At 33.1% G+C, this 24,862-nt stretch carries 16 protein-coding genes and 1 tRNA gene; 11 read left to right on the forward strand and 6 right to left on the reverse strand.

Going from position 1 to position 24,862, the window contains the following annotated elements; translation table 11 throughout:
• The first annotated feature begins 679 nt into the window (after positions 1 to 679).
• The 4 genes from HPY57_00770 (at position 680) to HPY57_00785 (ending at position 3,413) form a co-directional block, all read left to right on the forward strand.
• Positions 680 to 754 (forward strand) — tRNA-Val (locus HPY57_00770).
• Between the two features lie 70 nt (positions 755 to 824).
• A complete protein-coding gene (locus HPY57_00775) occupies positions 825 to 1,946 on the forward strand; it encodes a DUF5009 domain-containing protein (protein NPV10312.1) in 1,122 nt (373 codons plus the stop codon).
• 88 nt (positions 1,947 to 2,034) lie between these two features.
• Positions 2,035 to 2,376: an aspartate 1-decarboxylase gene (locus tag HPY57_00780; GenBank protein ID NPV10313.1), complete on the forward strand. Its 342-nt coding sequence runs from the start codon at positions 2,035 to 2,037 to the stop codon at positions 2,374 to 2,376.
• Between the two features lie 89 nt (positions 2,377 to 2,465).
• Entirely contained in the window at positions 2,466 to 3,413 is a 948-nt protein-coding gene (locus tag HPY57_00785; GenBank protein ID NPV10314.1) for a hypothetical protein, read from the forward strand.
• Here the strand turns inward: HPY57_00785 and HPY57_00790 are convergent.
• Complete coding sequence (locus HPY57_00790) at positions 3,400 to 6,528, reverse strand: fused MFS/spermidine synthase (GenBank protein NPV10315.1); 3,129 nt, start codon at positions 6,526 to 6,528, stop codon at positions 3,400 to 3,402. The two genes, HPY57_00785 and HPY57_00790, sit on opposite strands and share 14 nt — an antisense overlap.
• 91 nt (positions 6,529 to 6,619) lie before the next feature.
• On the opposite strand from HPY57_00790, the gene HPY57_00795 reads away from it, so the two are divergent.
• Together HPY57_00795 and HPY57_00800 are read left to right on the forward strand one after the other, a co-directional pair.
• On the forward strand, positions 6,620 to 6,823 hold the full coding sequence (locus tag HPY57_00795; protein NPV10316.1) for a hypothetical protein: 204 nt from the start codon (positions 6,620 to 6,622) through the stop codon (positions 6,821 to 6,823).
• Positions 6,824 to 6,997: 174 nt separating this feature from the next.
• Positions 6,998 to 12,403, forward strand: a complete 5,406-nt coding sequence (locus tag HPY57_00800; protein ID NPV10317.1) for a choice-of-anchor D domain-containing protein — start codon at positions 6,998 to 7,000, stop codon at positions 12,401 to 12,403.
• Positions 12,404 to 12,489: 86 nt separating this feature from the next.
• Here HPY57_00800 and HPY57_00805 read toward each other — a convergent pair whose 3' ends face one another.
• The 3 genes from HPY57_00805 to aroF are packed head-to-tail and all read right to left on the reverse strand — an operon-like array spanning position 12,490 to position 15,589.
• Complete coding sequence (locus tag HPY57_00805) at positions 12,490 to 13,230, reverse strand: prephenate dehydrogenase/arogenate dehydrogenase family protein (protein ID NPV10318.1); 741 nt, start codon at positions 13,228 to 13,230, stop codon at positions 12,490 to 12,492.
• Complete coding sequence (aroC, locus tag HPY57_00810; GenBank protein ID NPV10319.1) at positions 13,227 to 14,573, reverse strand: chorismate synthase; 1,347 nt, start codon at positions 14,571 to 14,573, stop codon at positions 13,227 to 13,229. Before aroC ends, HPY57_00805 begins: the two co-directional genes overlap by 4 nt.
• A 2-nt stretch (positions 14,574 to 14,575) precedes the next feature.
• On the reverse strand, positions 14,576 to 15,589 hold the full coding sequence (gene aroF / locus HPY57_00815; protein ID NPV10320.1) for a 3-deoxy-7-phosphoheptulonate synthase: 1,014 nt from the start codon (positions 15,587 to 15,589) through the stop codon (positions 14,576 to 14,578).
• Positions 15,590 to 15,829: 240 nt separating this feature from the next.
• Here aroF and pheA point away from each other — a divergent pair, with 240 nt between their 5' ends.
• From pheA to HPY57_00835, 4 genes are all read left to right on the forward strand, one after another.
• On the forward strand, positions 15,830 to 16,657 hold the full coding sequence (gene pheA / locus HPY57_00820) for a prephenate dehydratase (protein ID NPV10321.1): 828 nt from the start codon (positions 15,830 to 15,832) through the stop codon (positions 16,655 to 16,657).
• A 12-nt stretch (positions 16,658 to 16,669) separates the two neighbouring features.
• Positions 16,670 to 19,888, forward strand: coding sequence for a T9SS type A sorting domain-containing protein (locus HPY57_00825; protein ID NPV10322.1), 3,219 nt, complete (start codon positions 16,670 to 16,672; stop codon positions 19,886 to 19,888).
• Between the two features lie 102 nt (positions 19,889 to 19,990).
• Positions 19,991 to 21,157 (forward strand): ATP-grasp domain-containing protein, encoded by a 1,167-nt coding sequence (locus HPY57_00830; GenBank protein ID NPV10323.1) that lies wholly within the window; start codon positions 19,991 to 19,993, stop codon positions 21,155 to 21,157.
• A 2-nt stretch (positions 21,158 to 21,159) separates the two neighbouring features.
• Positions 21,160 to 21,903, forward strand: a complete 744-nt coding sequence (locus HPY57_00835) for an esterase family protein (GenBank protein NPV10324.1) — start codon at positions 21,160 to 21,162, stop codon at positions 21,901 to 21,903.
• 31 nt (positions 21,904 to 21,934) lie between these two features.
• Here the strand turns inward: HPY57_00835 and HPY57_00840 are convergent, their stop codons facing one another.
• Together HPY57_00840 and crcB are read right to left on the reverse strand one after the other, a co-directional pair.
• A complete protein-coding gene (locus tag HPY57_00840) occupies positions 21,935 to 22,285 on the reverse strand; it encodes a DUF190 domain-containing protein (protein NPV10325.1) in 351 nt (116 codons plus the stop codon).
• A complete protein-coding gene (gene crcB, locus HPY57_00845; protein NPV10326.1) occupies positions 22,286 to 22,672 on the reverse strand; it encodes a fluoride efflux transporter CrcB in 387 nt (128 codons plus the stop codon).
• Positions 22,673 to 22,767: 95 nt separating this feature from the next.
• Between crcB and HPY57_00850 the strand changes: the two genes are divergently transcribed.
• Positions 22,768 to 24,852 carry a S9 family peptidase gene (locus HPY57_00850; GenBank protein ID NPV10327.1) on the forward strand — a complete coding sequence of 695 codons (2,085 nt, stop codon included), beginning with the start codon at positions 22,768 to 22,770 and terminating at the stop codon, positions 24,850 to 24,852.
• Positions 24,853 to 24,862: the final 10 nt, after the last annotated feature.

Consider the following 24,862-nt stretch of genomic DNA (forward strand, 5'->3'; position numbering starts at 1 on the left):
ACCTCAAAGTTGAACTAATTCAAGTTAAAGTTGAACTAATTCACCTATGAATTGAACTAATTCAGGTCAAAGATGAACTAATTCAGGTCAGAGATGAACTAATTTAGGTTAAAGGTGAACTTGTTTACCTTAAAGATGAACTAATATACTTCAAAGGTGAACTAATTCAGGTCAAAGTTGAACTTGTTAAGATCAAAGGTGAACTTGTTCATATCAGAGGTGAATTAATTTATGTAAGAGGAGGGACTATTCTTATATTTTATATTTAGGTAAAAATTTTTAATAGATCGCCTCTGTGGAGCTTTGATATTTTTTATTTCTTGTCTTTTCTACAAATAGATTGCTTCTAACGAATCTTTTTCGAGTTAAAAAAAACTAAAAATTACCTACAGACACTTTAAATGAAATCGCATAGCGAAAACCTGTTCGAAGCACAAAATAATTAATTATAAAAATGTGAAGTTGCTTAGCAACGAACTATTTGTAAATGGAAAGTTGAACGGATAAAAATTGAAGTCGCGTAGCGACAACTATTTGTAGAATTTAAAAACCCCAGAGTTCAAGTAGCATAGCCATGACTTATTTGTAAAATCTATAAATCAAAACATTCGTTCAAAATTTTGTTAAGAGAGATTAATCTTATTAAATTTGCATCGGAATTTTGAAATTTTGTTTTGACGGGCGCTTAGCTCAGTTGGTCCAGAGCGCCGCCCTTACAAGGCGGAGGTCAAAGGTTCGAGTCCTTTAGCGCCCACAATTCAATTTAGAGAAGACATAAAAATTGCCGCACAAAATCCATTCATTTAGGCAAAGGAGCCCATTAAATGACCCAACCATCTCAATCCAATCGCTTAATCTCACTTGATGTTTTTCGTGGTCTCACTATCGCAGGAATGATATTAGTTAATAACCCAGGAACTTGGTCTTCAATTTATCCTGCATTAAAACATGCAGAGTGGCATGGATGGACACCAACTGATTTTATTTTTCCATTTTTTCTTTTCATAGTTGGTGTTGCAATGACTTTATCTTTTAGAAAAAGATTAGAAAGAGGCGATGATAAGAATAAGCTTTTCCTTCATGTTTTAAAAAGATCTGCAATAATTTTCGTACTCGGTTTATTTCTTCATCTTTTTCCATACTTTAACTTTTCTACTGTTAGAATTCCTGGAGTATTGCAGAGAATTGCAATTGTCTATTTAATTGCAGGCATAATTTACCTTTACACAGGATTTAGGTTACAAGTTATAATTTCTATTGCTATTTTAATTTTCTACTGGCTTGCGATGACTTTAATTCCAGTTCCAGGTTATGGTGCTGGTAATCTCTCTCCCGAAGGTAATCTTGCTGCTTATATTGATAATGCATTGCTAAAAGGCCATATGTGGAGACCTAATTGGGATCCAGAAGGAATTCTCTCAACATTTCCGGCAGTTGTGACAACTATGATTGGAATTTTTACAGGTATGTGGCTACAGAAATCAAAAGATAAATTTGAAACGACTTCAGGAATGTTTGTCTCAGGTTATGTATTAATTGTTCTTGGAGTTATCTGGGATATGTGGTTTCCGATCAATAAATATATCTGGACGAGTTCCTATGTTCTTTTTATGGGTGGAATGGCTCTTACATTTCTTGCATTTTGTTATTATGTAATTGAGATTAAAAATATTCGATGGTGGACCCAACCATTTTTAGTTTTTGGGATGAATGCAATTGCTTCGTTCTTTTTGTCATCGCTTGTTGCAAAAACAATGAACATTATAAAAGTTACAACTGATACTGGTGAAGCAATTCCATTAAAAGCTTATATATTCAATAATTATTTTGCACCTCTTTTTTCCCAAACTATAAACGCTTCACTTGCATTTGCAATTTGTTATGTGATTTTCTGGTATTTGATAATGCTTATACTTTATAAGAAAAGAATTTTTATCAAGGTTTGATTTAGAATTAATTTCAAATTTGTTTTAAGATTTTTGATAATTAATCCATTGAATTATTCATAAATTTGTCAAAAAGGAAAGTCAGAAGATGCGTTGGTTTCTAAGATCAAAAATTCATAAAGCAAGAGTAACAGAAGCAAATGTTGATTACATTGGAAGCATCACCATAGACGAAGAACTAATTGAGAAAGCAGGATTACTTCCCGGCGAGAAGGTTTTAGTGGTAAGCAACACAAGCGGAGAAAGATTAGAAACTTATGTAATTCCCGGTGAAAGAGGCTCGGGAATGATCTGTATGAATGGCGCAGCTGCTCATGTGATTAAAAAGGGTGAAGAAATTATCATTATGGGTTTTGAACTTTCTGATAAACCCATTGAAGCAAAAAACATTTTAGTCGATGAACAAAATAAATTTGTTCGTTACTTATAAAAATTATGCTAGATAAAATTCATCATTTATTTTTTGATACAAAGAGAGAGATCTTTCCCGACTTTTTACGTGGTTTAGCAGTTCTTTTTATGATACAGATTCATATTATAGAAAATTTATTAATCCAAGATCCAACTTATTATATTTTTGAGAAATGGTCCTATTTTCTTGGTGGAATTCCAGCGGCTCCTATTTTTATGCTGTTAATGGGTTATTATCAGGCAAAATCAAAATCGAGTTTAGTAAATGAAATTAAGCGGGGGATTAATCTTTTTCTTCTGGGTTTAATATTAAACATCCTTCTAAATTTTTCTCTGATTTATAAATATCTGAATAATCAAATCGATGTGGATATTTACTCTTATATTTTGGGCGTTGATATTTTATTTTTAGCTGGATTAAGTTTTATTGCTATTGCGTTTATTAAACGCCTCATTTTAAAAGATTATCAAATATTAATTATAGTTTTGATTGTTCATTTGCTTAATTATTTCTTTTTAGAGATAAATATCGAATCCATTTATTTGAAATATTTCCTATCTTTCTTTATCCGTGTTTCCGATTGGTCCTACTTCCCTTTAATCAGCTGGATTTCCTTCCCTTTATTTGGAGTTTATTTGAGTAGAACGGATTTGCTCGAAAAAATCTTAAATAAAAAATTTTCCAATCTTTTCTGGTTACTATACTTGATAATATTTTTTGCATCACTTGATTACGGCATAAAGAATTCATATGATCTCAATGTTTATTACTCGATGAGATTAGAATTTTTCATTTATTCATTGTTCATCATCTTTGGGTGGATTAAAATTTTGAAAGTGATTTATGATAAATTTAATGATGGTTTAATTACTGGTTATCTTGCATGGATAGGGAGAAACGTAACAATTGTATATTTCTTACAATGGGTTATAATTGGTAATGTTACTACTTATCTTTATAAGTCAGTTTCACTTAACTCTTGTTTAATAATTTTTGGAATAGTGCTCTTTTCGGTTTCAATTTGTACTTATTTATATAACCTCAGTCGGTCTTAGATTTTGCTGCCTGTCTTTTATCTTCTTTTACTTTCCATTCAATTCTTTTGCTGAGATATTTTTTCATTGGATAGTTTTGATTGTAATTTATCAATTGCAAAAAATACTCTATAACTTTTTCATAATTATCTAAATAAAGAGCGCTAGTAGCAAATGTGTAAAAGAATTCTGATAAATCTACTTGATTGATTAATTCTGGATTATTTTTCAAAATGTTTTCGACTTTAAAACAATAATCAATCGCTTTTTGCGGATTACTATTTTTTAAGAAAACCGATGCAAGACTACTATAAAATTTTACATCAGACAGCTTATCACTTTTGTGATTTACCAAAAACATCTTTTCGATTTCAGTTAAATCGCTTATCATCAAAAAATTACTCGAATTTAGTTTTTCAGTAAGAAGCTGATTAGCAAGCATATTTGAAAGTTTAGATGAAGAATTATTTTTTGATGATAATTGTAATAGATCGTTAGTGTTGTATTTTATAATCCTCAATTTTTCCTCTGCTTGAAATTTAAGTTCGGCAATATCAGAATTAGAATTACCTCTGCTTAAAAGATAATTAGCTAAACCATAAGCCAATCTGTAGTTCAAAGATTTATTATAATGATATTGAATTGCATTAATAATATCTTTTTCAGTTATTTTATTTTGAGAGGTAAATTTTTTTACGAGCAGCTCTGATGTTAATGTATCAAACTTTTCATCGTTTTGATAAACAACAATAGATGTGCTTCCTTTAAAGAAAGCAACCGGAGCAAGAAATTCTAAAATTGGTTTTCGTTCATAATTAATATGATTATCATTGGTTAAGATGAAAGTACCTTCAGGAGAAAGTATCTGGGTGCTTAAGAAGGTTAATGTATTATCAATTCCAATTGGGTTAAGATTATTTTTTATTTCAGATTTTTCCATTCTTCTTAAAATTTCTGAAAAGTCTGGTTTGATTTTGTTTTCAGATCCGATCAAAATCAAATCACCGTATGTTCCGCCCCAGATTTGAACGTAAGGGAATACAGAATTGAAGGTTGAAAGAACAAGACTTAACACATCATCATCCATTTCGTAAATATGAAACCACTGGCACATAATTCCATCTTGATTGAGTTTTGATTTACATCTTTCGAAATATTCCTTGGAGAATAAATTTCCAATTCCAGCAATCCAGGGATTTGATGGTTCAGATACAATTACATCAAATTTTTTGTTTATGAGTTTCAAATAAGATTGAGCGTCTTCGTTAATGATTTTTAATCTTTTATCATTAAGACAATTCTCATTTACATCTGAAAAGTTTTTTGAAGCTTCTATAACTTCTTTTGATATTTCTGAGCAAATCACTTCATCTGGATTATGTTTAAGAATTGCATTAACGGTTGAACCACTTCCAAATCCAATAACAAAAACATTCTTCGGATTTTTGTGTAATAGCATTGGTATATGCCCGAGCAAAAGTTGAGTCGGCATATCTGTGAAGGTACTAGCATCTGGCTTACTATTAATCAATAAGATTCTTTGAGGAATTGAATCCTTCGTTTGAACGACAGCAACATTACCACTCAATCCATCTTTATAATAGATAATTTCTCTGGTTTCAAAAATCTTTTTGAAATCTCTGTATGATGGTGGCGGAGGTGTATCAAGTCTTCTGAAAACGCTTGTCAACATTAAATTCTGATTCCAGTCAGGTAAGATGATCATTCCAATTATAATTGCCGAGATTACCGCAGCTGAAGGTAAAATTTTTCTTAAAGTGAATCTGAATTTGTTTGTGATAATCAGTAACAATGAGGAAAGAAGATTAATAGCGATTCCAAGCAAGAAAGAATTTTTAATTCCAATCAGCGGGATGAAAATTAGACCTGCCGAAAATGAGCCTAAAACATTTCCAAATGTATTGATAGAAAATACTTTTCCTACCGAATAGCCAACAAGCTTCAGATGTTTACCAACAATTTCAACAATTAAAGGAAGAGTCATTCCCATAAAAATTGTCGGGATAAACATCAGGAGAAAACAAATAAAAAATTCTATGCTTAAGAAAATTGGGAATGTTGTTTCAGAACGATTAAAGAGGGAAGTGATTTTCCAGAATTGGTAAGGCAAATACGGCAACAGGTAGAGTGACAATAATATAGTTAATGCAATCATTATTTGAGAGATGATTACAAGATTAATTCTATCGTATTTAGAAATGAAGTTTGAAGAGACAATAAAACTTCCAATAGTTATTCCGCTTATGAAAGCGAGTAACATTATTGAGAAAGAGTAAGTTGACGATCCAAAAATGGTAATTAAGACTCTTGTCCATAATACTTCATACATCAATGATGCAAATCCACTTGAGCCAGCAATTAAGGTGATAATTAGTATTAAAGTTTTTGACAGCTGTAAATTCTCTTCAATTTGAGTTGAAATAGGTAAATTATTGTTCCCATTTTTTTCAGAAGCTAAATCTGAATTTAAATTCTTATTTTCTTTATTGATTGAAGCTAAGAAAATACTGATTGAACCAATTAAGATATTAATAAAACCACCAATTCGAATTGTTACATCAAGACCGAAAATTTTGATAAGAACAAAACCGGCAAAGAAAACACCAACAACTGCACCGAAAGAATTTAAGAAATAAAGACTTGCATTTTCTTTTCTGATATTTTCAATTTTTTCGGTAAAGTATTTTGTCAGGATCGGAAGTGTTCCACCCATCAGAATAGTTGGAATAAGTAGAGATAAAATTGAAATCACAAATTTGATCGAAATATAAAAGGCTGGTGAATTATCTAATGTTGTTTCATCAACTAAAAATAGAAATATTTTTTCGTAAAAGTTCGAAAGCAATGGGAAGAAGAGACAATAAATACCTATTAAAAGCTCTATTAGACCATAAATAATTAAATGATTAATAAGCTTCTCTGATTTTTTACCAAAAAGATAATTACCAATTGCAAGTCCACCCAAAAAAGTTGAGAGTACGATCACTTGTGCATAAGTAGTATTTCCGAGAAAGAGAGAAAGATATTTGAACCAGGTAATTTGAAAAATTAATCCCGTCATACCTGAAAGAACGAAGAAAAGATAAATTGTACTTTTCAGATTTTCCTTTTTCATATTGTCTACCAGAATTGGTTATGAAATTCAAAGATAATTTTTATAAATTAATAAAGGAGTCATCCAAAAATAAAAATTGAAAGGCTAATATATGGAAAAAACAAATTACGATATCTTAGTCCGTAAGGATGGAGAAAACAAATATGCTGCATTTTGTCCTCAATTAAATATATTAGTTAGGGGCACTTCTCACGAAGAGGTCGAAATGGAAGTAAGAAAAAAAATCAAAGAATATTTAGACCGGAAAGAAAAAGAGCAAGCAGTCACGGATGGAAATAATAATTTTAGAGCTTAATTGATTTTCTCCTTAGCTTGATTCTTTCAGAGAAAAATCTTAAATAACAATAGAAAAAAATTCGATTCGGTGAGAGAGAATTTGAGTTTATCAGGGCATCGTTAAGATTAGACTTCTAAGTTATAACAAAACAAATAGAATTAGGAGTCACAAAAAAACAAAGGAGAGCTCGTTATGAAAAAAATTTTCAATTTTAAACTCACCAATTTTCTAACAACATTCCTTTTACTAATCCTGGCAACGGCAATGGTTAATGCCCAGGTCACAACTCTTTGGGAAAAATCCAAAGCAAGTGGAAATCTGCCAGGTTACATTAATCCTACAGGGAACAGTGAAAGAGGTTTTGCTTATGGTTATGTGGGAGGTAATCATAGATTATATGTTGTTAAAAATAGTCCAGTGACTGTAATTGTTTTAAATGCATTAACAGGCGATTCAGTGGGGACATTAAATGTCTCTGGAATTTCTGGTGGTACATTCGCCTTAAATGATATTGAAGTCTCCAATGATGGAATTATTTTTGGTTGCAATTTGACTACCAGTGCAACATCTACAGCATTTAAAGTTTATAGATGGGATAATGAAAGTTCGACCCCTGTTCAAGTCATTAATTACACTGGTGCTGCATACCGTTTGGGGGATTTATTTACAGTCGTTGGTTCAGCTTCAGATAATTCGTTAACTATTTATGCTGCTCAATCAGGTGGAGCAAATATTGTCAAATTTACCACAACTGATGGTGGAAATACTTTTACACCAAGTGTAATTACTGTTAGTGGATTTACAAGTTTAGGAACATTACCAAAAGTTTATCCATCAGCCAGTGGTTTTTGGACAAATGGAAATGGTCAAAATTTAAGACAATTAGATAATACTGGTGCTTTGGTTGGTGCGGTTGATCTAAATATTGTCCCTTCTAACAGTAACTCAGTTGCCTACTTTTCTACAGGTTCTAAAGAATATGTTATACAATATCTTTATGGACCAGCTACTTCGGCAACTTCAACCAGTGCTTTCTTCGAAAGAGCTTTCATTCTGGATGTAACTGGAGGATATAATCAAGTTTTAAATGTTGGATATACTTCATTCCTTGGGGATAATTCAAATACAAACGGTACTGGCGATGTTGCTTTTAGAAACAATGGTGATGGAACATTCACAGTTTATGTTTTATCAACAAATAATGGAATAGGTGCTTATACAGTAAATCCATCAGGATTAACTGGAATACTAACACCGCCATCACTCGAAACATTTGCATCTTTCTGGCCTCCCGCAAACTGGATGAGATATTCAGGATTTTTGAATAATTCACCAGTTTTAACTACCACAACCTCAGGCTGGACTCCTGATGACTTTGGTAATGTTACAACACCAGTAAATCGTTCAGCGAAATTAAACATCTATGGTACAACAATTCAAAGATGGTTGGTTTCACCTACAATTGATCTTGGCTCAGGAACCACTTCTTATCAACTGGAATATGACTTAGCTTTAACTAAATTTGGGGCAACGACACAGGATACTTTAGGTGTTGACGACACATTAGCAGTTGTCATTTCAACTGATAATGGTGTGACCTGGTCAACAAGTAATATTTTAAGAGTTTATACATATCAGAATTTTATCCCACCAAATGGAATGCACGAAATAATCAGCTTACAAGGGTATACAGGACAAGTTAAAATTGCTTTCTATGGTTCTTCAACCGTATCAAACAAAGACAATGATGTTTTCATTGATAATTTTGCAATTAATCAATTAGTTACACAACCACAACTTACTGTTAATCCTTCAAACAAGGATTTTGGCGAGGTACAAATAAACACAACATCAGCACCACAAACATTTACTCTGCTTAATTCGGGTGCTGGTACTTTAATTATCAATTCTGTTTCCTTAACTGGAGTCGATGCATCACAATTTGTTTTAACTGATAATAATACATACCCTGTTTCCTTAAATCAGGGTCAATCGATTACAGTTCAAGTTGCTTTTGCACCTACATCAGTATCTACGAAGAATGCTAATTTAACAATTACACATAATGCCGCTGGTTCACCAACGGATGTACCATTAACAGGAACAGGTGTAGATTTTACTATCACATCTTTCCCATATGTTCAGGATTGGGAAGCTACAACATTTCCTCCCGGTGGTTGGTTGAATGTTCAGGTTTTTGGAAGTGGTTTATTTGATCGGGTGACTTCAGGAACAAATCCAACAGTCACACCGAAATCGGGCAGTGCAATGGTCAGATATAATAGTTATAATATTTCATCTGGAAATTCAGCAGCTTTAATATCACCCCCAATTAATTTCCCGCATGCTAATTTTAGACTCAAATTCTGGATGTATAGAGATAATGGCTATTCTTCGAATGCTGATCGAATCTTGATTTACTTTAACGACCAGCCAAATTTAACAAACGCAGTTCTAATCGACTCAATTAATCGTTCTCGTTCATTGTATCCACAGGTAACTTCTGATGGCTGGTATCAGTACTCATTTATGATACCAGAAAATGGAGCTGGAAACGGTAAGTATATTATTTTGAGAGCTATTTCAGCTTATGGTAATAACATGTTCTTAGATAGTCTGGCAATTGAGGCTCTACCAGATATTGGTTGGTGCAACTTGCAATGGCCTCCAAACGCTACAATTACTATAGGTGATTCTACCTGGGTATTTGGTCAAGTCTGGATTGATGGCGTTACCCAAGATAGTGGTGCAACACCTGGTCTGCAAGCCTGGGTTGGTATAAGTAATCAAAATACAAATCCTGCAACATGGACAAATTGGATCCCGGCGTATTTCAATGTTCAAGCTGGAAATAATGATGAGTTTATGGCATATATTGGACAAGGTTTAGCTCCTGGTACTTATTATTATGCATTTAGATATAAATATCTGCAGGGAGAATATAAATATGGTGGTTATAGTTCAGGTGGTGGTGGTTTCTGGGATGGAACTAACTATGTTTCAGGAGTACTAACTGTTAATCCAGCAACTGGTCCACTTTCAGGTGATTACTACATTCCACAAGGTTCACATCTGAAAGGGTTCCCGACTTTAGTAGATGCATTCAAAGCCTTAGATACTTTGGGTGCTTCTGGTAATGTTCGTTTCTTAATCGATGCTGATTTATCTGAAGTTGGTGCTAATCTGGTTCTAAATCGTTCTGACTTAACTCAAAGCACAAGTCTGACTATTAAACCTGCACCTGGCAAAACACCAACCATTACTATTTCTGGTTGTGCAACGGCATCAGGCGCAAATCAATATACCGGACTTACATTAAATAATGCCAGCTATGTAACTATTGATGGTTCGAATACTGAAAATGGAACCACAAGAGATTTAACAATTGCAATGAACGACAGCTTAAACGGTCGAATTGCAATTCAGCTATTTGGAAATACAGATTATGTAACGATTAAAAATACCGTTATTAAATATTTAACCATGAATCCTGCACTTACAACCACAAGAGGTATTTATATAAATGGTCAAGCAAGTGGTGTTGCTTCATTTTTTAGCGTAGATAATTGTAAAATAGGAGATGATATTTATCAACCAGCCTATGCAGTTTCGGTCACGGGTTATAGTACCGGTAACGCATATGCAGATAATATTTACATAAGCAATAATGAGTTATATGGACATATGAGAACAGTTTACTTCTTCTATGGCGGTGGCTTCGTTGAGATTATGAATAATGAGATTAAAGGTACCATTCCTCCACCAAGTGGAAATGTTAGATGGGGAATTTTATTTAATAACTATAATGGAATTATTGAAATTCTCAATAATAAGATTCAAACTCTAAGAATGGCTTCGGCGTCTACAAATGGAATTTATGGAATTGGAACTTTAACCGGCCAACCAGGAACACAGATGATAATCGCAAATAATTTCCTTGGTGGTGATTATACTCATACTGGTACTGGTGTCCCTGCAAGCGTTGATGTAATATCGTTCCAGGATAACATCCCATTAGCTAAAGTTTATCATAATACCATTGTATTGAATGACATTGGTAAGCTCGCTTCCGGTAGAATGACAGCAATCCGTTACGGCGGGACTGCATCAGTTGAAATCAAAAACAATATAATTGTCAATTTAATTAATGCAAGTGTTGCTTATGGAATTTATCATTCAGGTGGAACTGTAACATCAAATAATAATGCTTTCTATATACCGGGTACTAATGCAAACTTTGCATATTATAATGGTAACATTGCATCACTTCAAGTCTGGCAAGATTCAACTGGACAGGATGGAAATTCATTTGTTGAAGCTCCACCATTCGTTGGTGGTTTAGATTTCCACATTGTTCCAGGTTCTATTACTAATCTCGAATCTGGTGGAGTTCCGGTTGGTGTCGGTGCTGATATTGATGGTCAACCAAGAAATCCATCAACACCTGATATTGGTGCAGATGAATTCGAAGGAATTAAACCAGGTGCAGTCCCCGATACAGTAAATGTAGCTTTCAGAAAATACTGGAACATTGTTTCTGTTCCTCTTGAAGCAGCTGATATGACAAAAGGTGGCCTATTCCCAATGGCAACATCCAATGCGTTCTGGTTCGATGGTCAAGAATATGTCGTTAAAGATACCTTAGAAGTAGGTAAAGGATACTGGCTGAAATTTGCAGCTGATAGTTCAATAACTGTAATTGGTCCAAAACGAGACTCACTTGTAATTCCAGTTGTCAATGGATGGAATTTAATCGGAACTCTCAGCGTTGATATACCTACTACGAATGTCTATACTGATCCAGCTGGAATTCTTGCTTCGAATTTCTTCGGATTTATGAATAGATATTATCCAACTAATACACTCAAGAAAGGTGAAGGCTACTGGATCAAAACAAATGCTTCAGGTAGTCTCATATTAAAGAAATCAGCTCTTGCCAAAGGTGGTGATGAAGAATTGTATGTTGAAAATATTGAATCGGTGTGGAGAAGGATTGTTATCACAGATGCCCAAGGAATTTCACAAGAATTGTATCTTGCTGATAAATTTGATGAGGCTAAATACTCATTACCGCCACTTCCACCTTCTTCAATTTTTGATGTAAGATTTAAGACTGATAGATATGTTGAACTTGATAACTATCCACATCAAATTGAATTGCAAGGTGTGAAATATCCAGTAACTCTTACAATAACGAATGCTGAAAAAGGTTACTACAGAGTGAAAGACGGTATCAATGGAACATTGTTGAATGTTGTTTTGAAAAATGGTCAACCGATTACAATTTCTGATCCGAGCATAAATTCAATTATCATTGAAGGTGCAACCATTCCAACAGCATTCGAATTGATGCAGAACTATCCTAACCCATTCAATCCGTCTACAACAATTCGTTATGCTATTGCAGAACCGGTGAGAGTGAAACTTGTTGTTTACAATGCTGTTGGTCAAAAAGTAAAAGAGCTTGTGAATGCTGATCAAGAAGCTGGTTATTATGCAGTAGACTTCAATGCTTCTAACCTTGCAAGTGGTATGTATCTGATTAGACTTGAAACTCCAAAATATACAAAGACAATTAAAGCTCTCTTGATCAAATAAGATTATGATAATGACAAAAGAAAAGGCTGTCATTTGACAGCCTTTTCTTTTTTAAATATTATCAAATTAACAGATGATTTTCCTGATCAATTCTTGAATCGATTAGAAATTATCCTATCAATTTTAGAAAATTCTTGAATTACTTCTTTCCTCATTTTTTCGGAGTGAGGATTAAATTTATTCATATCAATGAAAAGTTGAAATGTATCGTTGTTTGTCCTCTTAACGATATCAAGTAAATCGAAATAACCCTTTGTTCCGATTGATTTATCCGGTAATTTTATGTTTCCGAGAGCCCTTCCAATAAATTGTGTTAAGCAAAGAGTATAAGCCATTAATTTATCATGTTCGTTTGAGGTCATTTGAATTAATTTAAGACCTTTGTTTGTGAGTATATTGATTAGATAGGACAATTTTTCAGATTTGATTGAGTTATCAACAATAATAATCTGATGACCATTCAATGAATTTTTAACTGAATCAGGTCCAAACAACGGATGAATTCCAACTATTTTATTTTGGGGAAAATATCTTCTTAAAATTTTTTGTGGATAAATTTTAACTGAGCACATTTCAACAATTAAAGTATTTCGATTAATGGAATGTTTAATTTCTTTTGAAATTTCTTGAATAGATGAAATTGGAACAGCTAAAAATACGATATCGCTTTCACTTAAATTATATGGACGAATTGTTTTTAATCTAGTTAATTTTCTCAGCTCAGTTTCGCTAATATTTTTATCGTATATGGAAAATTCGAAATCATCTTTAAAAAATTTGTAGAACAATTTTCCAAATCTACCGAAACCAAAAAGAGATGCTTTCATTCAATTATTTCCTTTTGAATTCTTCGGGATTCACTGATTATTAACTCTAAGATTGATTTTACAAATTCTTCACTGAGTCCTAAGATTTTGGATGAACCAATCCAGTCATTGATCAGCTGCTTTTCTCTAAACTCGTCATAAACAGGAATTCCATTTTCTTTTTTTAATTGAGCTACTTTTTTGACAAAATCATTTCTTGCGCTTAATAAGAGGAGTATTTGCTGGTCTACCAAATCAATTCTCTTTCTCAATTCATCCAACTTATTTTCAGTATTTTGAATTTGTTCTTGCATTAAAATATGGTCAATCAAAACGAGAGCAGTCATTGACTCGGCCACTGGTACAATACGAGGACAGATACAGGGATCGTGTCTTCCTTCAATTTGAAATTCGACCTCCTGTCCATTGTAGGTTACACTTCTCTGCTTTTTTGAAATTGATGAAGTGGGTTTAACAGCTATCCTCATTATAATTTCCGCACCGTTGGAAATTCCAGCTTGCACTCCACCGCTGTGATTTGTAATTGTTTCAACTTCGCCTGTTTCTTGATTTATTCTAAACTGATCATTGCATTCACTCCCTTTCATTTCAGCTGATTTGAATCCACTTCCAATCTCAAAACCACGAACTGCACCAATTGACATTAAAGCTTTTGCAAAATCAGCTTCAAGTTTATCGAAAACAGGTTCACCATATCCAGCAGGAAGTCCTTGAACTTTTATTTCTATTACTCCGCCAACTGAATCACCCTCTCTTTTTACTTTTTCAATTAAGTCAATCATTTTTAATGCTGCGTTTTTGTCGGGACAACGAACAGGATTTTTCTCAATTTCATTTTCATCGAAACTTTGAATTGAAATATCTCCTATTTGTTTTGTGTATGCTAAAATTTTGATACCTCTTTTTTTGAGTAATTGCTTTGCGACTGCACCAGCAGCAACTCTTGCTGCTGTTTCTCTACCGGATGTTCTGCCGCCACCACGATAATCATAGATTCCATATTTTTTAAGGAATGTGTAGCCACCATGACCAGGTCTAAATATATTTTTTATATTTTCATAGTCAGAAGTTCTGTAATCTTCGTTTTTAATTATCATACAAATTGGAGTGCCGGTCGTTTTCCCTTCAAAGATTCCAGAAACAACTTGGACTGTATCTGATTCTTTTCTTTGTGTTGTAACAGAACTTTGACCTGGTCTTCTTCGGTCCAATTCTCTTTGAATTTCGGAGATATCAATTTCGAGATTAGGTTTTAATCCATCAATTACCACACCAATCATTTTACCATGACTTTCGCCGAAAGTCATTATCCTAAAAAAGTTACCAAATGAATTTCCAGCCATAATTAACTCCACGCTTTCATTAGTTGTTCAAGCGATTTAATTTTTTTCATTAGCTCTTCAAACTGTTTAGGTGAGATAGTTTGGTCAGCATCCGAAATTGATTTGTTTGGATCTGGGTGCATTTCAACGATAATTCCATCGGCACCGGCCGCAATTGCAGCAAGTGAAAGGGGAATTACATAATCCCTTTTCCCAGTTCCATGACTTGGATCAACAACAATCGGCAGGTGAGATAATTTTTTGACAGCAGGTATTATGTTTAAGTCAAGAGTATTTCGAGTGTAATCGACGAATGTTCTGATTCCTCTTTCGCATAAAATTACATTATAATTTCCCTCAGATAAAATGTATTCAGCACTCATTAAAAATTCTTGCAAAGTTGCAGACATTCCTCTTTTAAGCAGAACCGGTTTATTAATTTTTCCAACAGCTTTTAGTAGACGATAGTTTTGCATATTTCTTGTTCCAATTTGCAAAACATCAGCATACTCGGCAACAATTTCCACTTCACTAACTTCCATTACTTCTGTCACAATTGGAAGTCCGGTAACTTCTTTTGCTTTCTGTAATAGTTTTAATCCTTCAATCCCAAGTCCTTGAAAAGAATAGGGACTGGTTCTCGGTTTGTAAGCACCACCGCGAAGTAAATTAGCTCCGCATTTTTTTGCAATTGTTGCACTTTGAATGATTTGTTCTTCACTTTCAACAGAGCAAGGTCCGGCAATTACAACACGATGACCATTGCCAATTAGTACATTATCAACTTTTACAATTGTGGATTCTTTTTTGAATTCGCGGCTTACCAATTTATAAGGTTTTAGAATTGGAATTACATTTTCAACGCCAGGCAGAGATTTAAAGATTGCATCGGAAATTTGCCTCTCATCTCCAATTACGCCTATTATAGTTTTCTCTTCTCCATATGATATGTGAGGTCTAAACCCATGTTTTTTTATAGTTTCAAGAACATTTTCGATTTGTTCATGGGTTGAATTCGATTCCATAATTATAATCATTTATTCCTCCGAATTTTATTGAACTATTTAAACTAAAAAACCCCTTGCCAGTAGTTACCAGCAAGGGGTGTAAAATACTGATAACTACTGGCTACGAGTAGCTGTCAAAGTAAAAATAAAAGTAAAAGCTAAAACTTCTGTTGAATGTTGAGTTGATGTTCATATTTTAATTATATTTCATTTGTTAAATTTCATATTTAATTTAATGATGAAAAAAAACTTAATCAAGCAATGAGCAAAATAAATTTTTATTTTCAAGGTGAAAGAGGTGCTTTCTCAGAAGAAGCTGGATTCAAATTCTTTGGTAATAACTCTTCCGGGATACCCTGTGAGAATTTTGAAGATGTTGTTAAAAGTGTTTTAAAAAAGAAAAATTCTTATGGAATTCTTCCAATTGAAAATTCAAGTATTGGGAGTATACATTCAAATTATGATTTGTTATTGAAATATCCAGTATACATTATCGGGGAAATAAATTTGGTTGTAAGACAACATTTGATTGGACTAAGAAACGCAAGTCTTGGTGGATTCAAAAAAATTATTTCTCATCCAGCTGCGCTTCAGCAATGTCAAAAATTTTTGAATTCATTAAAAAACATAAAAGTTGATTTGAGTTACGATACAGCTGGAAGTGTAAAATTGATTAAAGAAAACAATTTGTTAGATACGGCAGCAATATCTTCCGAAATTTCAGCTAAAATTTATGGTATGAAAATCTTTAAAAGAAATATTCAAGATAATGATAGAAACATAACTCGATTTATAGTTATTTCATCTAAACTTAAATGTCCACGCAAAAATCCTAAGACTTCAGTTGTGTTCACATTAAAAAATGTTCCAGGCGCTTTGTTTAGAGCTTTGAGCGTGTTTGCACTTCGAGATATTGATCTTACAAAAATCGAATCACGACCAATTCCAGAAAAGCCTTTTGAGTATTATTTCTACTTAGATTTTAGAGGTTCAATCAATCAAACAGTTTCAAAAAATGCATTAAATAATTTAAAAGAGATTTCTTCTTTTCTAAAAATTCTTGGTTCTTATGAAGAATCGGTGATAAAGAAAGAATAAATGGAGGTATAAGTGAAGAAAGTAATTTTACTTTTTCTTGCACTTACAACTATGAGTTATTCTCAAAATTTGTTTATTAATGAATTTATGGCTCTTAATAATTCAACCATAAAAGATAATTTTGATAGATATGAAGATTGGATTGAAATTTATAATGCCGGCAATCTTCCAGTAGATTTAAATGGGTTTGGCTTAACTGATGACAAAGCGCAACCTTACAAATGGGTTTTTAATGGCAATGTTGAAATTCCGGCGAAAGGTTATCTTTTAATTTGGGCATCGAACAGAGATACAATAATTGGTGATTTTATTCATACAAATTTTGCCTTAAGCGGCTCAGGTGAATTTATTGGATTGAGTTCACCCACACAGATTTTTATTGATTCAATCACATTTGGTCCTCAAACTGCTGATAGAAGTTTTGGCAGAAAACCGGATGGAAGTACAAACTGGATGATTTTTGTATCACCAACTCCGGGAATTTCAAATGACAGTCTCTCAGTTCTTCCACTTTCAACACCGACATTTTCTCATTCTTCTGGAATTTATTCTTCACCGTTTACATTAACTTTATCTCACCCAGTGACAAATGCCCAAATTTTTTATACAATAGATGGATCTCATCCAACGACAAGTTCCAATCTTTATACATCTCCAATTTTAATAGATTCAAATAGAGTCATAAGAGCTATAGCTTATTTACCCGGAAGACCGCAAAGTAAAATTGCAACAAGATCATTTTTTATTTCACCTGAAGGAAATCTTCCAATTTTATCTATAGTAACAGATCCACAAAATTTATTTAATCCCGATTCTGGAATTTATATTCATTACGATTCAACAGGAGACAATTGGGAGCGATATTCTACCCTTGAATTTTTTGAGCGAGATGGTGTAAATAAGTTTTCAATTGATTGTGGTTTAAGAATTCATGGAGGTTTTACACGAGCAAAAGAAAAAAAATCATTTCGGGTAAATTTCAGAAAAATTTACGGCAATTCGGTTCTAAACTATAAGCTATTTAAAGATTTAAATGCAGATATTTTTGATGAAGTTGTGATTAAAGCTGGCTCAAATGATATGGTTAGATTGTCTTCAAGATGGACGCTAATACGGGATCAATTAATTTCAAATCTCTGGATGCGGTATAAGGGTTTGGTATCTTCGGGTTTTTATGCACGAGTATATTTAAATGGTCAACCTTTTGGAATTTACAATATCCGCGAACACATTGATTCGTTGTATTTAAAGTATCATCTTGGGATAAAATATCCTGAACTTCGAGAAAACTGGACACAAAAACTTGGAAGTTCTGCTCATTGGGATTCTATCTGGAGTTTTATTTACAACAAACCTCAACTCGATTCTATTCAATTTAAGTTTGTTGAAGACAGAGTTGATATAAAAAATTACATTGATTATTTCGCATTTCAAGTTTATGCGGGAAATTTTGATTGGCCCCATAACAATTTATTCTTTGGTAGAGATGCTCTTGGAGGCAAGTGGAATTGGATAATGTGGGATGCTGACCAAACTTTCGCTGTTTACAATTTTGGACCTTATAATACTTTAGAGTGGGCATTAAGGGATACAGTTAGAACGGATTTACTTTATTATGATTTCCCTGATCTTGTTGAAGGTACAAGATTTCCAAGGAGACTCTTTTCAAATACAAAATTTAAAGAAAAATTTATTTCACGATTTACAGATTTACTAAATACAGCATTTCAACCTCAAAATGTTTTACCAATTGTAGATTCATTAAAAAACCATTTAATTAATGATATATCTTTCGAAATTCAAAAATGGGGTAGCTCTTATACTACATGGAGTAGAAACATTGATAGTCTTAGAACATTTATACAATATCGTGTTGATAGCTTAAGACAATATACAATACAAAAGTTTGGATTTGGTGGATTGAATAATATTTCAGTGAATATTGATCCAACAAAGGGGAAATTGTTTATCAACGAACTTGAAATAAACTCTTCGTCCTTTACAGGTAAATATTTCTCTGGTATGAAAATATTTGTCTCCGCTGAGCCAGCTATTGGTTTTAGATTTTCTCACTGGAGTGATTCAACTCTACCGCAGACAAAAACTTTTACAACTACAGTAGACAGGGATTTTGTCTTTGAGCCAGTCTTTGTTCCCGACATATCGCCAGTGAACATTGCAGCGAATGATGTAATAATAAACGAGTATTGGTTAAATGATAATGGAACGAGATATCCATCGTTAAATTACAGACCAATTTATGGTGATTGGATAGAATTGTTAGTTACCAAAGACAATGGAGTGGATTTAAGGAATTGGAGGTTAACTAATAATTCAACCAAAACAAAACTGGATTCGCTTGATTTGAACGAAGGCTCGATTTTCTTTAAGAATATTCCACAGCTTAGTTCAGTTCCAAAAGGGACGCACATTCTCTTAATTACTAAAAAACATCCTTCAAATGATTACTATTTTTCAACCGATGACCTTGATTACAGCGACAGCACAATGATTTTTTACATCGGGAATAGAAATTTAGATGGAAGTTTTGATCCGGGATTTGGCGTAAGAACATCAAATGATCGATTAGTCTTATTACACCCAAATAAACTTTTAAATTATACAGATGACATTGGAGTTGATTTTATTTCTGAAGGAAGTGATGTGACTCCTCAATCATTTGGTGTTTCTAATGATGGAGTAAATTTTATAAATCCATTTGTGGGAATAGGTGATGATGACGGAGCAATTTTTGCATTTTCGACTTTAAATAATTTCAACAACGACAATGGAATTGACGAAACTCCCGGCGATGATAAACCAGGCAGCGGTGGCTGGATTGTTGATCCATCAAAAGAATTTACGGGTGACGATCCGACAAACCCCGGTCAAAGAAATATTTTAACACCTGGAAAGAAAAATTACTCAGGTACAACAGATGTTGTTGATCTAACAATTCCAGATAAATATATTCTTTATCAGAATTATCCGAATCCTTTTAACTCACAAACTAAATTGAAATTTGCATTACCGAAAAGAGAGAAAGTCTCTATAAAAGTTTATGATATCTTAGGAAGACAAATATCTGAATTAATTAATGATGAGAAGATGGCTGGATTCTACGAATTAACATTTGACGCTTCAAAGTATAATCTCGCATCCGGTGTATATTTTGTAAGATTTGAGACAAAAGATTTTTCTCAAGCTATTAAACTTGTTTATATTAAATAAGAGCTATGAGAATTTCTTATGTAATTTGATTCAAATTTTGCATCTTTAATCAAACCCATTTTAATTTCTTATTAGAGTTACAAAAGTTTTAGTGGAGGAATAATGAATTACATATTTTTATCACCGCATTTCCCAGTCAACTACTATAATTTCATTCCAAGATTAAGGGAATTTGGAGTAAATGTTTTTGGAATCGCTGATGAGAATTTTGAAAACCTCCGGTACGAGTTAAAATATAGCTTAAATGAATATTACAAAGTAAATGATCTTCATAACTATGATGAACTTCTAAGGGCAGTTGCTTTCTTTACATTTAAATATGGTAAGATAGATCGGCTTGAATCTTTTAATGAATATTGGCTTGAAACAGATGCAAGGCTTAGAACTGATTTTAATATTCCGGGAATTAAGCTGGACCAAATTGAATTTTATAAAAATAAATCTCGAATGAAGGAATTATTTCAGAAAGCAAGAATAAATGTCGCAAAGGGTAAAGTTGTAAAAGAAAAGACTGAAGCTGAAATTTTTATTAAAGAAGTTGGTTATCCAATTGTTGCAAAACCCGACAAAGGTGTTGGTGCTGCACAAACTTATAAAATTGAAAATGATGATGAGTTAAATTCTTTTTTCAATTCAAAACCGCCAATAGATTACATCCTTGAGGAATTTATTGAAGGAGATATTTATTCATTTGATGGGTTGACAGATCAGAATGGTGAAATTGTGTTTTTCACATCTCATAAGTATCAAAGAGGAATTATGGAAACTGTTAATAATGATCTACACATTTATTATCATTCTTTGATTGATGTTCCTCAGGATCTATATGAAGCTGGAAAACGAATAGTTGAAACTTTTGAAGTCAAAGAAAGATTTTTTCACTTTGAATTTTTTCGAAGGTATAGAGATGGAAAATTATATGCACTTGAGGTAAATATGCGTCCGCCCGGTGGATTTACATTGGATATGTTTAATTATGCCTGTGATTTTGATGTCTATCGTGAATATGCAAGTATTGTAGTTACAAACAAATTAACAGCAGAATATGAAAGAAAATATCATGTTTGTTACATCGGAAGAAAATTCAATAAAAATTATGTCCACACTCACGAAGAAATTTTAAAAAAGTTTAATGAGATTTTAGTGATGTACTCTCCAATAAGCCCGGTTTTAAGCGATGCTCTTGGAAATTATTGTTATATAGTTCGATCAAAAGATTTTTCTCAAATTGAAGAAGCAATTGAATTCATTCACAAAATGTGGGATTAAAAATGAATGTTGAATATCACAAATGGTACAGTCCAAATTTAGAAAAGGAAATGGAATTAAAAGTTTATGGTCACTTTGGTAAACCATTGGTCATTTTTCCCTGTCAGGATGGAAGATTTTATGATGCGGAAAATTTTGGAATGATAGACTCAATTGCACATTTAATCGAAAGTGGAAAGATTAAAGTTTTTACCGTTGACGGAATTGATTGGGAATCGTGGACAAATCAAAATATTCACCCATCACAAAGAGGATATAGATATGAGCAGTATAATAAATACATTGTAAATGAGGTTGGTTCCTTTATACGAAATCACTGCAAAGATCAAACAATAAAATGCATTTCGACTGGTGCGAGTATGGGTGCATATCACGCGGCTAATTTCTTTTTCAAACATCCTTATTTGTTTGATGGAGTTATCGCTCTAAGTGGAATTTACCATTTGCGAATGTTTATCGGTGATTATTATGACAATTATGTTTATTTCAATTCGCCATTGCACTTTTTACCAAATCTTAATGATCCTTGGATTCTTGAACTTTACAAACAGAGTAAAATCGTAATTTGCTGCGGTCAAGGCGCTTGGGAAGAAGAAATGCTGCAAGATACTTTAGCTCTTAAAAGAATTCTTGAAGTGAAAAAGATACCCGCATGGATTGACATCTGGGGTTATGATGTGAATCATGATTGGCCCTGGTGGAATAATCAATTACCTTACTTCCTTGAAAAAATTTTGGCTGAATGAATTTGAAAATTAAATGAGATTTAATCTCTAACTAATCTTTTCGCGCTGTGTATTTTATCACTTCAGCTTTTTCAATTGTTACGAGACCACCACATTCAGCTTTTTCAAAGATTTCGTCAAGAATTGGAAGAAATTGATCAATTTTTTCCTTCTCATCAACAATTTCAATTACCATTGGAAGGTCTTCGGATAATCTGAGAATCTTTGCTGTATGAAGTCTGCTTGTTTGGCCAAATCCCATAAAACCTTTAAAGACCGTCGCTCCAGCCAGTCCAACTTTTTTAGCCTTTAAAACAATTTGTTCGTAAACTGGGATTCCTGAAATTTTGTCAGAGTCACCGACAAATATTCTTAAAAGTTTTGCGTCGCTTTTGATTTCCATTTAAAAACCTCTTAAAATTTTATGAGATATTATAAATGCAAGCAGAATACCTGTGAATGAAAAAAGAAGGTTTAAAACAATATTAAGAATTGTAAAAAGATATTCTGAGTTTTGAATTAAGCTGAATGTTTCATAACTGAAAGTTGAAAATGTAGTTAATCCGCCACAGAAGCCAACGGTAAGAAATATTCTCATTTCTGAACTTATTAATTCATTTGCATCAAGATAAAAAAGAAATATGCCTATTAAAAAACTTCCTAAGGCGTTAACAACCAAAGTTCCATAGGGGAATACGGGGCTTAAAAATTTGTAAACAAAATTCGAGAGAAAAAATCTTACCATCCCACCAATTGCGGAACCAATTCCAACTATTATATAATTTTTCATTTAGAACCTCTAATTCATTATTATCTATGTTTCAAAACAGAACTAAAATTTTCTTAATTTAACAATGTTTGATTAAAAAAATAATGAGGAACAAAATGAAGAGACTGATTTCTTTCTTCTTAATACTTACAGTTTCATTCTCATTTGCTCAAAAACGAGCTTTTGAAATTGAAGACCTTTACAGGCTTAAATCTATCGCTGACCCTCAACTATCTCCAGATCAAAACTACATTGCATATTCTTTGACTTCATATAAGCTAAAAGAAGGAAAATCAAATTCTGATGTTTATCTCTTTGATGTGAAGACTAAACAATCAAAACAATTAACATACTTTGAAGGTGCAGATTTTCAACCGAGATTTTCTGCTGATGGGAAAAATTTGTTTTTTATTTCAACCCGAACAAAAGAAACACAAATTTTCAAACTTCCACTTGATGGCGGTGAACCTGTTAAGCTAACAAATATCTCGACAGGTATAAGTGATCTTGTTGTTTCAACTGATGGAAGATACATAGCTTTTACCACAAAGGTTTTTCCAGAATGTGGAGATAATGATGAATGCAATAAAAGAATCAACGACAAAATGGAAAATGGACCAATTCAAGCACATCTTGCTGATGAACTCTTATTCCGTCATTGGGATGAATATTCAGATGGCAGAAGATCCCATATTTTTATTCTTGATTTACAAACTAATAAAGTGAAAGATGTAACTCCCGGTGATTTCGAAAGCCCAATCTTCTCTCTTGGTGGTCCAATTAATTATGATTTTTCTCCAGATGGTAAAGAATTATGCTTTGCCTCAAATCGAGATAAATCGACAACTGTTTCACAAGCAACTACGACAAATTCAGATTTATGGATTGTCAATCTTGAGACTGGCGAGACTGTTAACATCACTCAAAATAATTTAGCCTGGGATGGTTCACCAAAATATTCACCCGATGGAAAATACATCGCTTACAGAAGACAATCCAAACCAGGGTATGAGTCTGACCTCTTTCAATTATCTCTTTACAACCGATCAACAAAAACTTCTGAAATAATCTCAGGGACATTTGATAACTGGATTAATGAATTTGAATGGAGTTCAGATTCAAAAACTATTTATTTTACTGCTGAGGAAAAAGGCGGAACTCCCATTTATAAGATTGATATTGCAACAAAAAAAATCTCAAAGGTTTTAGAAGCAAATGCCATTGATGCTTTTGTTGTTTCAAAAGATCAAAAGAAAATTTATTTAATTCGCCGTTCGACTGGTGAACCATCGGCACTATATGAATATGATGTTTCAAATAAAAAATTAACTCGTCTCACTTTTGATAACAAACAAATTGAAGATGAAGTCGATATTCGTCCTGCCGAAAGTTACTGGGCGACTTCAAAAGATGGGACAAAGATTCATTATTTCATGGTCAAGCCGCATAATTTCGATCCAAATAAAAAATATCCTGTAATTCTTAATGTTCACGGCGGACCGCAATCTCAATGGATGGATGCATTTCGCGGTGATTGGCAGGTGTATCCTGGTAAAGGTTACATTGTTGTATTTCCAAATCCAAGAGGTTCAACAGGCTATGGACAGAAATTCACAGAAGAAATTTCAAAAGATTGGGGTGGAAAAGTATTCGAAGATTTAATGGCAGTTGTTGATGAAGTTGAAAAATTCCCTTTCGTTGATAAAGATCGAATTGGTGCAATGGGCTGGTCTTATGGCGGTTATATGATGAATTGGTTTCAAGCAAAAACTGATCGTTTCAAGTGCCTTGTTTCGATGATGGGAGTCTACGATCTAAGATCAATGTACAGCACAACTGAAGAACTCTGGTTCCCCGAATGGGATTTAGGTGGTGCTCCGTGGGAATCCAAAGATATTTATGAAAAGTTTTCTCCTTCCAACTATGTTGAAAACTTTAAAACTCCAACCTTGATCATAACAGGTGAAAAAGATTATCGTGTCTCTTATAATCAGAGTTTGATGTATTTTACAGATTTACAAAAGAGGGGAATTCCATCACGACTAATCATATTTAAGAATGATGGACATTGGCCTAACTCTGTTCGCTCTATGCCTTTGTATTATAATGCTCATCTCGAATGGTTTCATAAATATTTAGGTGGTGAGCCTGCACCCTGGGATTCAAAGAAAATGGTTAGAAATCTTCATTACGAAGAATAAATTGAAAAAT

The organism is Ignavibacteria bacterium (genome assembly GCA_013177855.1).
In the GTDB taxonomy this organism is placed as follows: domain Bacteria; phylum Bacteroidota; class Ignavibacteria; order Ch128b; family Ch128b; genus Ch128b.